The sequence below is a fragment of the Sinobaca sp. H24 genome, assembly GCF_023845525.1.
In genome coordinates, this window is the sequence record NZ_JALBWT010000002.1 from 296,254 (window position 1) to 308,119 (window position 11,866).

The 11,866-nt window shown below is 45.2% G+C and carries 17 protein-coding genes; 11 read left to right on the plus strand and 6 right to left on the minus strand.

Features of this window, described 5'->3' with window-relative positions:
* Positions 1-16 precede the first annotated feature (16 nt).
* Positions 17-430 (plus strand): hypothetical protein, encoded by a 414-nt coding sequence (locus tag MMY81_RS04760; RefSeq protein ID WP_252311825.1) that lies wholly within the window; start codon positions 17-19, stop codon positions 428-430.
* A gap of 72 nt (positions 431-502) precedes the next feature.
* Here the strand turns inward: MMY81_RS04760 and MMY81_RS04765 are convergent, their stop codons facing one another.
* Both MMY81_RS04765 and recU read right to left on the minus strand, forming a co-directional pair.
* Positions 503-3,067, minus strand: coding sequence for a transglycosylase domain-containing protein (locus MMY81_RS04765; RefSeq protein ID WP_252311826.1), 2,565 nt, complete (start codon positions 3,065-3,067; stop codon positions 503-505).
* Positions 3,068-3,153: 86 nt separating this feature from the next.
* The gene (recU, locus tag MMY81_RS04770; RefSeq protein ID WP_252311827.1) at positions 3,154-3,756 is read right to left on the minus strand and encodes a Holliday junction resolvase RecU; all 603 of its coding nucleotides are present in this window, start codon (positions 3,754-3,756) and stop codon (positions 3,154-3,156) included.
* 157 nt (positions 3,757-3,913) lie between these two features.
* Between recU and MMY81_RS04775 the strand changes: the two genes are divergently transcribed.
* From MMY81_RS04775 to MMY81_RS04795, 5 genes are read left to right on the plus strand one after another with little or no spacing between them, the layout of a single operon-like run.
* On the plus strand, positions 3,914-4,159 hold the full coding sequence (locus tag MMY81_RS04775; protein WP_120193210.1) for a DUF370 domain-containing protein: 246 nt from the start codon (positions 3,914-3,916) through the stop codon (positions 4,157-4,159).
* 12 nt (positions 4,160-4,171) lie between these two features.
* Positions 4,172-4,543, plus strand: coding sequence for a YppE family protein (locus MMY81_RS04780; protein ID WP_252311828.1), 372 nt, complete (start codon positions 4,172-4,174; stop codon positions 4,541-4,543).
* Positions 4,544-4,545: 2 nt separating this feature from the next.
* Positions 4,546-4,986, plus strand: coding sequence for a sulfurtransferase (locus tag MMY81_RS04785; protein WP_252311829.1), 441 nt, complete (start codon positions 4,546-4,548; stop codon positions 4,984-4,986).
* 8 nt (positions 4,987-4,994) lie between these two features.
* Positions 4,995-5,156 (plus strand): rhodanese-like domain-containing protein, encoded by a 162-nt coding sequence (locus MMY81_RS04790; RefSeq protein ID WP_252311830.1) that lies wholly within the window; start codon positions 4,995-4,997, stop codon positions 5,154-5,156.
* A complete protein-coding gene (locus MMY81_RS04795; protein ID WP_252311831.1) occupies positions 5,153-5,371 on the plus strand; it encodes a sulfurtransferase in 219 nt (72 codons plus the stop codon). Before MMY81_RS04790 ends, MMY81_RS04795 begins: the two co-directional genes overlap by 4 nt.
* Before the next feature lie 43 nt (positions 5,372-5,414).
* Here the strand turns inward: MMY81_RS04795 and MMY81_RS04800 are convergent, their stop codons facing one another.
* The 4 genes from MMY81_RS04800 to MMY81_RS04815 form a co-directional block, all read right to left on the minus strand.
* Entirely contained in the window at positions 5,415-6,020 is a 606-nt protein-coding gene (locus MMY81_RS04800; RefSeq protein ID WP_252311993.1) for a trimeric intracellular cation channel family protein, read from the minus strand.
* A gap of 131 nt (positions 6,021-6,151) precedes the next feature.
* Positions 6,152-7,828 (minus strand): ABC1 kinase family protein, encoded by a 1,677-nt coding sequence (locus MMY81_RS04805; protein WP_252311832.1) that lies wholly within the window; start codon positions 7,826-7,828, stop codon positions 6,152-6,154.
* Between the two features lie 28 nt (positions 7,829-7,856).
* Positions 7,857-8,189 (minus strand): phasin family protein, encoded by a 333-nt coding sequence (locus MMY81_RS04810; protein WP_252311833.1) that lies wholly within the window; start codon positions 8,187-8,189, stop codon positions 7,857-7,859.
* Positions 8,190-8,331: 142 nt separating this feature from the next.
* Positions 8,332-8,511, minus strand: a complete 180-nt coding sequence (locus MMY81_RS04815) for a hypothetical protein (RefSeq protein ID WP_252311834.1) — start codon at positions 8,509-8,511, stop codon at positions 8,332-8,334.
* A gap of 235 nt (positions 8,512-8,746) precedes the next feature.
* Between MMY81_RS04815 and ilvA the strand changes: the two genes are divergently transcribed.
* From ilvA to MMY81_RS04840, 5 genes are read left to right on the plus strand one after another with little or no spacing between them, the layout of a single operon-like run.
* Positions 8,747-9,994 carry a threonine ammonia-lyase IlvA gene (gene ilvA, locus MMY81_RS04820; RefSeq protein ID WP_252311835.1) on the plus strand — a complete coding sequence of 416 codons (1,248 nt, stop codon included), beginning with the start codon at positions 8,747-8,749 and terminating at the stop codon, positions 9,992-9,994.
* Positions 9,995-10,009: 15 nt separating this feature from the next.
* Positions 10,010-10,756, plus strand: coding sequence for a DUF3891 family protein (locus MMY81_RS04825; protein ID WP_252311836.1), 747 nt, complete (start codon positions 10,010-10,012; stop codon positions 10,754-10,756).
* A gap of 53 nt (positions 10,757-10,809) precedes the next feature.
* Positions 10,810-11,334, plus strand: coding sequence for a type 1 glutamine amidotransferase domain-containing protein (locus MMY81_RS04830; protein ID WP_252311837.1), 525 nt, complete (start codon positions 10,810-10,812; stop codon positions 11,332-11,334).
* Between the two features lie 18 nt (positions 11,335-11,352).
* Positions 11,353-11,535: a hypothetical protein gene (locus MMY81_RS04835; RefSeq protein ID WP_120193201.1), complete on the plus strand. Its 183-nt coding sequence runs from the start codon at positions 11,353-11,355 to the stop codon at positions 11,533-11,535.
* A gap of 12 nt (positions 11,536-11,547) precedes the next feature.
* Positions 11,548-11,865, plus strand: a complete 318-nt coding sequence (locus MMY81_RS04840) for a thioredoxin family protein (RefSeq protein WP_252311838.1) — start codon at positions 11,548-11,550, stop codon at positions 11,863-11,865.
* Position 11,866 lies beyond the last annotated feature (1 nt).

Sequence of the window (11,866 nt, forward strand, 5' to 3'; positions counted from 1 at the left end):
AAAAACACTTCAGATAATGAAGCAGAAAGTAGATAAATGGAGAGAAGATCTCCCGCTTCTTGACCTTCCCGATATAGAATGGAAAGAATGGACATCAACCATTGCTTTTCCATCCCTCGAAGAAGAAACGTATACAGCAATGTTTCGATCGAGCCGGGATTTCTTTGAAAATAAAGTGAATATGGAAATGAAACAGCAGGCCTCTGATGATGTACGTTCCCAGATGAACGTTATCGTTAAAAGGTATCAGCAGGAGCTGGAAAAGGAAACAACAGAGATGACAGACGACCTGGAAAAAAGAACGTCTGAAGGCTTTGAACAGCAGCTCAATGATGAATTGGAGCGGCTGGAGTGGCTTTATGACATTAATAAAAAGCCTTATATTGAAGAAGAGACAAAATGGCTTGAAGCTGAATTTGAAAAGCAGTAAGTTTAGAAACAGGTTTCAAACAATCTAAAAGGAGAGCGGCCTGTACAGGCTGCTCTCCTTTTTGCATATATTTTATTGCTCCGTTGTGGTTTCGTCTTCAGAGGAGCCGGAAGTGCTGTTCGAAGAAGCAGATCCTTCGTCTTCCGGAGCAGTGTTGGATTCCGATTCCTCAGCAGGAGGCGTTTCTTCAGTTGAAGATCCGCTGTCATCCTGCTCTGTTCCGCCGGAATTATCGTTATCGCTACTGCCGTTGTCCTGGCCGCCGTTGTTTTCGGAAGGCTCAGATTCTGTACCGCCGGATTCATCTTCTGAATCTGTGTTTTCTTCATCGGTAGTACTTTCTGTATCATCGGAAGATTCTTCGTCTGAAGGTTCTTCTTCCGGCGTTACTTCTTCCTCTTCGGTTGCTTCCTCTTCCGGAGGTGCTTCTTCTTCAGGAGCCTCTTCTGTATCCGGTACTGTTTCTTCGACCGGAACTTCTTCAACCGGCTCATTATTAGTATCGCCGGAATCATTACCAGATCCCAGATCGGGCTCTGTAGGAGGAGCTGTTAAATCCTGGTCGTTGCCTTTTACAATCAGCTCCGTCGTAATGTCTGAAGAAGATGTGGATCCTGACGCACGTTCACCGGTGCTTTTAACTAAATCAACCTCTTCTACGGAATCCGGCATCTCGAAATCCGGTGTGTCGATGCCGTTTGACGCATTGTCCATAGTCAGACGGAATATTTCTTTGGCGATTTCCCGTTCAGATTCATTCATATAATTGGCTCCCCGATCGCCGCTGAAACCGGTCCAGACAGAAGCCGTATACCGGCTCGTATAGCCGGTAAACCAGACATCCGGTACACCGCCTTCCGGAATCCCGTTAGCATCGAGTTCATCCTGAGTAAAGTTAGTCGTGCCGGTTTTTCCGGCGAGAGGAAGGCCTGGTATATTTGCAGCCCCGCCTGTTCCGGATGATTCTGTGACTACATCTTTTAACATATCCGTTATCATGTAGGCAGTGTAGTCATTCATTGCTTCGGTAGATTCAGGCTCCATCTCTATTTCACGGCCGTCCGGAAACTCAATTCGTGTAATCGCATAGGGTTCGTTGTATGTCCCACCATTACCGAAAGCGGCATAGGCTCCGGCCATATCAAGACTCGACACACCTGGTTCAAACGATCCCAGCGCGGCAGATTCGTAAAATTCGTCAAATTCAATCCCGAGACCTTCGGCAAATTCTTCTGCTTCCGGAAGACCGGTTTCCTGCAGCGTTTTCAGCGCAGGGATGTTTAAAGACTGAGTCAGTGCTTCACGCATGCTTACTTCTCCGGCATAATTCCGGGAGGAGTTTCGGATAGGCGTTCCATCTGAATAGGCATGTTCTTCATCGGTAAGCTGGTGGTAGGTGGACCATTGGTTATTTTCTATAGCCGGGCCATAGTCAACGATAGGCTTAATCGTTGAACCAGCATCGGCATTTGCGCCGGTGGCGTAATTGTAGCCTCTGGCTACATCGGCGCCCTGGCGGTTACCGACCATCGCTTTTATGGCGCCGGTCTGGGTATCAATTAAGGAATAGCCGACCTGAAATTCATCACTGTCAGGATAGCCTGCAATCTGTTCGTTTGTCTGAACCACTTCTTCACCATAATCCTGAGCATCACGGTCAAGCGTAGTGTAGACCCGCATGCCGGCGGAATATAAATCGGCAGAAGTGATTCCTTCTATGTTTTCAAGTTCATTCTGCACGTGGCTGATAAAGGAGTCATAAACAGCTCCTTCTTCAGAAGGAGTATGATCGAGCTGATCTTCCAAAGAGACGCTTGACGCCTGCTCTGCTTCATCTGCTGTAATAAAACCCTGCTCCTCCATTAAATGAATAATAAGATTGCGGCGGTCCAATGAATTTTCCGGATTCTGAAGCGGGTCATAATAGCTGGGACGTCTTGGGATAGCTGCCAGCAGAGCTGCGTCTTCAATTTCAAGCTCGGATACTTCCTTATTAAAATAAATGCTGGATGCTTCGCCGATGCCATAGGCTCCCTGGTTAAAGTAGATTAGGTTTAAGTACATTTCAAGAATCTGGTCTTTGCTGTACTGCTGTTCAAGCTGAACAGCCAGATACTGCTCCTGTACTTTCCGGGCAATAGTTTTGTCCGGGGATAAAAAGGCGTTTTTTACGACCTGCTGGGTAATTGTGCTCGCTCCTTCTGCGCCGAATCCATCAGAAACGTTAGCAAGCACGGCACCGCCGAGACGACGGAAATCTATGCCGAAATGGTCATAAAAACGGGAATCTTCTACAGCAATAAACGCTGATTTTGCATCGTCGGGTACCTCATTAATATCGATAAGCGTCCGGTTTTCGCCGGATTGCAGCCGGGTAATCTGCTCGCCGTTCTGGTCATATATTTCTGCCGCTTCAGAAAGAACAAGCTGCTCCGGATCCAGATCCGGGGCCCCGCTGATCATCGCTACGGCAGTTATGGCGCCGATGGTCATAACGATAAGAACGGCAGCTACTAAAGCCATAAATAGTTTCTTCCACAGTGGAAGCCCTCTTTTTTTCTTGGAAGGCTTTTTTTCAGTCTCCCTGCTTTTTGAAGATTTACGCCTATCCTGGCGGGAACGATATTCATTACTCATCTAGTCATTCTTCCTTTCTTTCTTCAATCCAGCTGTAAAAAGATCAGCAGCTAATTAGTCGCTGAACTTCTAAAAAAGTTACATTATTAGGAGTAATGGGAGTCGATAATCTGCAGGTAATCAACTCTGGCCTGATAACTCTGGGGAACGAGGTAGCCATTTTCTTCAAATGCTGATTTAGGGATGGATTTGCGTGCTTCGCTGTTATCATACCAGTCCAGGAAATGCCGGGCTTCAAAGAAATATACTTCTTCGAGCAGAGTAAACCGCACGAGCAGAAAAGCAACCCCTCCCTGAGCGATAATCCTTTTCATATGAAGGGCCTGGTGATCGTGGATATTCCGCATAGGAAATGAAGTTTTGTTTCTGGTTTCTTTGGCTTCGAAATCAATATAGCGTCCCTGATAGAGGCCGTTGTAGTCAGTAGTGGAAGCCTGTTTAAAATAAGCCTCGGTAATTTTAGCTGCACTTCTGGAAGGATAATCAACATTAACGATCTGCACCGGGGTCGGCTTTTTATGAATAACCGCTATATTCATTTCCAAATAATATTCATTGGTGGCATTAATATCTTCTTCAAGCGACATGCCGCGGTTGGCATAATCCTTGGCAGAAACAGGCAGCGGCTTTTTTTTCTTGTCTTTGGCAAGCGGTGAATATTTTTTCCCATTGGGGTAACGGAATGCCATTAATGATCCGCTCCTTTCCGTCCTGTATGAATGGCATGACATCTTTACTATAATAGCATAAACCACCAGGTGTGAGAATCAGAAGAATGTGCTTCCGGGTGGACAGAAGAAGGAAATTTCATGTTACGATTATAGACGAAACAAAAAGGGGGATATCATGTCAGAAAAAGCAATTAATATAGGATTTGGAAACATGGTTATTTCTGAACGGATTGTATCTATTGTGAGTTCAGATTCAGCACCAACAAAACGGATGATTCAGGAAGCAAGAGATAGAAAAATGCTGATTGATGTGACAAATGGCAGAAAAACAAGAAGCATTATTTTGTCAGACAGTGATCACGTAATGCTATCGGCGATTCAGCCGGAAACGGTAGCCCAGAGACTTCATGAAAATGAGTAAGGGGACATTGGTATGAACAGGCTTATGGAAGTAACAGAAGAGCTGTTACAGCAGAATGAAATGATGCTCGATTTTTATGAAGAGCGTATGGAACATGCGAAAAACAGGGATTATTTTTTTGATACGGTTAAACCTTTCGCTGATAAGGTAAAGTCACTAGCCGATGAGTGGTTTTCTCTTGCCTCAGAATGGGTAAAAAAAGAACAGCCGGTTTATCTGCATCTAAAGCAGCTCGAAGACACGCACGAGAACATGACGATCGCTTCCGTGACGTGTTTTCAGCCGGACACGAAAGAAAAAAGATTTAAAGAGATGAACCAGTCCATTCATTATGTACTCCGGAGCCTGGAGAGCGCCTGGAAAGAGAAGGAAAGCAGGGGATAAAGATGAAGCATCTTATCACAGCGGACGAACTGGAACAAAAAATTGGAACAGAAACGGTCATAGCAGACTGCCGCTTTACGCTCGGCGAGCCGGAACAGGGGCGCCGTGAGTACGAAAAGGGACACATACCCGGAGCAGTACACGCTGATCTGGAGGAAGATTTATCCGACATTACCGAAGAACACGGCGGCAGACATCCGCTGCCGGACATGGATCGGTTTGCTCAAAAAGCCGGAGAATGGGGAATCGACCTCACGACAGAAGTAGTCGTTTACGATGATCAGAACGGTGCGATGGCAGCCCGTCTCTGGTGGATGCTTCGTTACCTTGGACATGAACATGTTTATGTGTTGAACAGTCCTTATTCTTCCTGGGTAAACGAGAACCGGCCGGTCGATACGAAAGTGCCGGAGCCGGAGAAAAAATATTTACAACGGATTTGAAACCGAACATGCTTGTGCATATTGAAGAAGTAAAAGTGGCCCTTCATGATGACAAAACCAAACTGATTGATGCCAGGGACTATGAACGTTATTCCGGGCAGAAAGATGAAGTGGATCCACAGGCAGGCCACATACCAGGAGCGGATCATTACTTCTGGGGGACGTCGTGAGCAGGGAGGCCGCGTGGAAAACTCCCGATCAGCTGAAAGAACACTTTCAGGATCTCGATAAGTACGATCAGGTGATCTCCTACTGCGGATCAGGCGTTACGGCTGCTGTAAACGTCCTGGCAATGGAAGAAGCCGGATTCGATCATGTAAGGCTTTATGCAGGCAGCTGGAGCGACTGGGCTTCCTATCCGGATCTGCCAATTGAAAAAAGCTGAATATAATTAAAATCAGCCCGGTGCTTATTGCACCGGGCTTTCTTTATGAGCTTGGCAGCTGCCTGCGCGGCAGCTGCCAGTTATAATAAACGCTCAGCATGCGAAGTGAAACAATACCTGCTAAGATCAAAACATAGCCGAAAAACTGGTCAACCAGACCGCTGCCTATCAACAATCCGGCCGGTACTGTCCAGGCCACGTAAATATCCCGGCTTAACACGAGGGGACGGCGCCCCGCCAGAAGATCCCGGATGATGCCGCCGCCTGCTCCCGTTAATGCAGCAGCGGCAATGGCAGCGCTCAGCGGGAGGTTCATCTGGGCTGCAAATATTGCCCCCTGCACAGCAAAAGCTGCCAGGCCAACGGCATCAAAAAGCACGCCCCATCTTGTCCAATGGCGAAACCAGACCTGCGGGAGAAAAAAGGCGCCCGTCATCAATAAAAACGCAATAGTAAAAAGCAGCTCCTGATCCCAGAGAGCCGATACAGGAACCCCGATCAGCAGATTACGAACCGCGCCGCCTCCAAAAGCCGTAACAAAACCTAAAATATAAACCCCTATGATATCGTATCGTTCTTCCATTGCTACAATTACGCCGCTTAAAGCAAAAGCAATGGTTCCGATAATATTTAACAGCTCCCATGAAATCATCGTACCAACCCTCTTCCAACAGTTCTTTACCCCATAAAAAAGAGACCCGGCCGAAAGCCAAATCTCTGAATAGTCTATAATACAAAGCTTCATCATAATAAATGATTTGCCGTTTATTGGCAAGTCCGTTAAAAACGACCGGACCGGAAGATCGCAAATAACAGCCAGATAAACATAAAAAAGGAAATAATAAAGCCGATCTCAATAACCGGAATCTGCACAAGAAGAGAAGAGGAGGCCCCGAAAGTAGAACCAACGATCAATCCTACCATAATGATACTAAAAGCAAGCAGAATAACGCTGAAGGAAAGCCGGTTACTGATGCGATCCATTTTATTAAGAATGATCTGTATTTCCGGAATGTCCATATCCACGCCGATCTTGCCTTTAGCGACCCTTTCGAGTGAATCTCTCATATGTTTGGGCATATCCCATAAATACTCAGATTGTTTCTTTGCCTCATCCACTGCTTCATCCATATATCGCTTCGGATGAATTTTCTCTTTAAACAGCCGTCTGCCATAAGGTTCGGAAAGCTCGACAATGCTGAGCTCTGGATCGAGCTCTTCGACGACGCTTTCGATGGTAATAACGGCTTTGGCAAGCATAACGTATTCTTTATGAATTTTAATTTCATAGCGGTGGGCGGTGCCGAATATATCATTGATTGCTTTGCCGATGCTCATTTCATGAAACGGGGTTTCATAGTATTTGGATAAAAGGTATTCTATATCCTCTGTGAACAGTTCAGTATCCAGATCATCAGGGAAATCGGCCATTTCAAAAATTGCCTTTGTGACTTCTTCCGGATTCTTTTTTGTCATCGCAATCACATAGTTAACAAATTCCCAGCGCATCGACCGGCTTAAGCGGGCAACCTGGCCGAAATCAATATAAGCAGCTGTATCTTTTCCCGTAAAAATAATATTGCCGGGATGAGGATCGCTGTGAAAAAAACCATTGATCATCATTTGATGCAGAAAAGAATCGGCAAGCTGCCGGGCCAGTTTTTTCTTGTCGTATTGGATCGGGGACTCTTCGAGATGATGCAGCTTCTCCCCGTGTATAAATTCCATTGTTAGTACGCGGCGGCTGCAATATTCTTCATAAATATAAGGAATATATACAGCCGGAAATGACTCCATGTTTTTCGCCATTTTCTGCGTATTGCGCGCTTCCGTATAATAATCGGCTTCATCGCGTATAGCTTCTACATATTCTTCAACGATCGTATCAAGCCTGTAATACCGGGCCCATTGAAAACGCTGGCATAAGAGTCTCGCCAGGTCACGAAGAACATCAATGTCTTTTTCGATCATCTCTTTAATCTGCGGCCTCGATATTTTTACAGCTACTTCTTCACCCGTATGTAATACAGCGTGGTGTACCTGGCCGATAGAGGCAGCAGCAAGAGGTTCTTCTGTAAAAGATTGAAAAATTTCATCTATCGGAGCGTGAAGATCATGCTCAATCATGCGTTTTCCGAGTTCTACTGAAAAAGGAGGAACTTCATCTTGAAGTTTCTCCAGTTCCTCTACAATAGAAGGGGGGAAAATATCTTTACGCATGCTCACAAGCTGGCCGAGTTTGATGAAAGTAGGTCCGAGTTCCTCGATAACAAGCCGGAGCCTCGTACCAATCGACTGCGCGTTGAAATCATCCGATTCCGCAGATAGACGTTTAGGAAGGGAGAGTATATGAAATAGCCCTACCTCGCGAAGTATATAACCAAAGCCATGTTTGGCAAGGGTAGTCGCAATCTGCCTGTATCGGTTCGCATGCTTTAGTCCTTTCGTAATGGCCATGATTCCTGCTTCCTTTCCTCAGCCCGTATCACTCAGCCGGGTGGTTCCATCCGTCGTTGTTCGGCCTCTCAGCAAGTTTTTTTTCAATATCATGCAGTTTTTCTTCCAGGCGGAGAATGTCAGCCTCGGTGGCAAGTCCCATATCTCTGAAAGACTGCTGGGTTTTATCTTTGCGCTTTTCGCTCCACTTCGTTTCTTTATCCCGCCCCCGCTGGATTAATTCTTCTTTCCATTCCTGCGCTTCGCGGGGCGTGATTTTTCCTTTGTATACAAGGTCATCAAGATAATTCTGCATTTTTTCCCGGCTGTATGCCGCTGCTCCCAGTCCCAGAAAAAAACCTCTTTTCAGCATATCATTCATTATTGTCAGTCCTTCCCGTTTGTTTGTATTTATATTCCCTGTTTTCATCATTTTAATCGGAGAGTAAGTGAAAGCCGTGAAAAGAAAAAAGCCTCCCGGAACAGAATCACTTCGTTCCTGCAGGAAGCTTATCGTTGTGTTCTCAACCGTTATCCCGCACCATGAAAAAAATAAATGCCATAATGCTTAAGATGGAAAAAATAGTCAAGACGACGAGTAATAAAGGTTCTGCATCATTCCACGCGTTTACTGAAGCGTGGGCTGTAGCAGGCCAGACAGCCAGCACTGCCGCTGTCATTAATGCAGCCATCCACTTGTTCATCCGCTTACCCCCTGTAAAATGCTTAATTTATGTAAAACATAACACAAAACAGTTTACCTATTACATAGTATAGTGAATTTTTTGTATTTAATCAATTACGCGCCGTATTTCCTTTCCCTTTTATTTTCAAAGGTTCGCAGATGTAGTACAATGTACAGCAGTTGAACACAGAAGACAGCAGGCGCATAATGAAAATGTGCAGGATAGTTTTGTGAGGCAGAAAGGATAATGACAAATGAGCAGGATTCATATAGAAGACATCATCATCGCAAACCAGACGCTGAAGGACGTTGTTAATCATACGCCTCTGCAGAAAAACCAGGTATTGTCTGAACGTTATCAGGCAAATGTTTACTTAAAAAGGGAGGACCAGCAGGTCGTTCGTTCCTTTAAAATTAGAGGAGCCTATCACTTGATGCACAGCTTGTCCGAAGAAACAATGAAAAATGGTGTAGTATGTGCCAGTGCAGGAAATCACGCGCAGGGTGTAGCTTATTCCTGCAGTGCTTTAAAAGTAAAGGGCCGTATTTTTATGCCGACGACAACGCCGCGCCAGAAAGTGGGACAGGTTAAGCTGTTTGGCAGAGAGTATGTGGATGTTGTTTTAACAGGAGACACATTTGATGATTCATATAAAGAAGCGATGGCTTACTGCGATGAGCATCAAATGGCCTTTATCCACCCATTTAATAATGAGAAAATCATTGCCGGCCAGGGAACGGCAGGCCTTGAGATTATGAATGATATTGAAGAGCCGCTGGACTACTTGTTTTGTTCTATCGGAGGCGGAGGACTCGCTTCCGGCGTCGGTACCTATATCAAGTCTATTTCCCCGAACACGAAAATTATCGGCACGGAGCCTGCGGGCGCTGCAGGAATGAAGGCTTCGTTTGACAACGGCGGGGTTACCGAACTCCAAAAAATCGATAAATTTGTAGACGGAGCAGCTGTTAAGCGGGTTGGGGATATTACGTACGATGTATGCAAGGATATTCTCGACGAAATTAAGCTTGTTCCCGAAGGTAAAATCTGCACGACGATTCTGGAGCTGTATAATGAAAATGCGATTGTTGCTGAACCAGCAGGAGCTATGCCTATTTCGGCACTTGATTTTTACAAAGAAGAAATTAAAGGAAAAACTGTCGTCTGCATTTTAAGCGGAGGAAACAATGATATTGGGCGGATGGAGGAAATGAGGGAAAAGTCTTTGATTTATGAAGGACTGCAGCATTACTTTATTGTTGTCTTTCCTCAGCGTGCCGGAGCTCTGCGTGAATTTCTCGATGAAGTTCTCGGGCCGGATGATGATATTACCCGTTTTGAATATAATAAAAAGAACAATAAAGCAAACGGACCTGCATTGGTAGGTATTGAGTTAAAGAATCAGGCAGACTACAAGCCCCTGATCGAACGAATTAATAAAAAAGGCTTCTCCTACAAAGAAATTGATAAAGAAGAAAGTTTATTTAATTTCCTTATTTAAAAGGAGGAGGCAAGCATGATTGTACAGGAATTTTCCTCTTATTACTTTCTAATAGAACAGCATGAACATGCCCGTCTCAGTGCTGCAGCGGCAGCGCATGTCAACAATCCGCGCTGGAAAGAAGATAACAAATGGGATTCGCTTTTGTATGCTATCCGCCAACACGATAATGCCTGGATCCCTCTGGATCAGATCGTTTCCGGACCTGCTGGAGGGCAGCCTTATTCTTTTGTGGATTACCCGCTGGAGGATAAGCTGGAGGCGTATAAAAAAGGCATTGAAGCAGCAGGAAAAGAGGATTTGTACAGTGGAACTCTTTTAAGCATGCACTATGCGTCCTTTTTAAAAAATGATACGTCGGCAGCGGGCGTGTCTTTTTTTGAAGGAGAACAAAAAAGGCAGAAAGACTGGAAAAAAAGAGTAACCGGTGCCAATCGTCTCGATCATCATCTGGATATTCTCCAGTTTTTTGACGATGTATCGTTATATGCCTGCATTAATAAAGCAGGTACGCCGAAATCAGAAGAAGTGAGCTGGTTTCAAAACGGGTTTCGGCACCGCTTTTCTTTTCTTGGAAAGAAAAAGGTTTATCCGCTCTGGCAGGACAGTTCCGCCGTAAAGATGAAGCCTTCGCCTTTTTCAGAAGCCTTTGATTTTACCATCCAGGGCTGGAAGCTGCCAAAGGACGTATGGCAGAACGAACAGAAAACAATTCATACAGCTGATCTGCAGACATTGACGCAGGAAATTCGTTTCGTATGAGGAGAAGTAGGGGAAACTAGTAACAGCACAGCAAGAGAAAGGGGAAACCGAATATGAGTTTGGAAAATACACGCATCATTGCATTAGTAGAAGACGATTTTGAGGATCTGGAGCTTTGGGTGCCGGTAATGAGGCTTCGTGAAGAAGGAGCTGAAGTCGTGCTTGCAGGTAAAGAAAAGGGACGTACGTATAAAGGTAAATACGGTGTTCCCGCTGAGGCAGAGGCTGCTTTCAGCGAACTTGACGCAGCAAGGTTTGACGGCATTCTCGTTCCGGGAGGATGGGCACCGGATAAATTGCGGCGCTATGAAGAAGTACTGAACTTTGTCAAGCATATGGATGAACACAAAAAAGTGATCGGCCAGATCTGCCATGCCGGCTGGGTGCTTGCCAGTGCAGGAATCCTGCAGGGTGTTACGGTAACGAGCACGCCGGGCATTAAAGACGATATGACCAATGCAGGAGCCATATGGAAAGACGAAGCCGTTGTAACGGATGGACATATTGTTTCCAGCCGCCGTCCCCCTGATATCCCTCTTTATGGAAAAGCATTAGTTAAAGCGTTTCAAAACCTTTAAAGAAAAGAGGCAGAATCCATGAGCGAATTAAAAAGAGAACTTCAGGAGTTTTCCAGAGCGGCCAATGAGTTAAAAGCAGTCTGGAATAAGATGAGTGAACTTGACCGCAAAGAGAGTTTAAAAGATTATCCATTTGCCGAGGATTTTCCAAAAGTCGCTAATGATATTAAGAAGTGGAATGACGCCGTCCACGACTTGTAGAAAGAGGATAAGATGGAACAGATTAATAAAGAACAGCTTAAGCAGATGAAAGAAACATCGTCCGGCGCAGTGTTTTATGCTTCTCCCTTCTGCAGGACGTGTCAAATTGCCGAGCGTGTAATAGAACCGATGAGAAAATTGTACGACGTTCCTTTTTACAAAGTAAATATTAACGAAATTCCTCAGGAAGCTGTAACGGAAAAAATACAGAGCGTTCCCTGCCTGATTGTTTTTAAAAACGGGGAGCCGGTTAAAAAAATGTATACTTTCGATAATCCGCCTTATGTGCTCGAACAGCTTCACGGAGAATTTCAAAGTACGCTGAAATAAG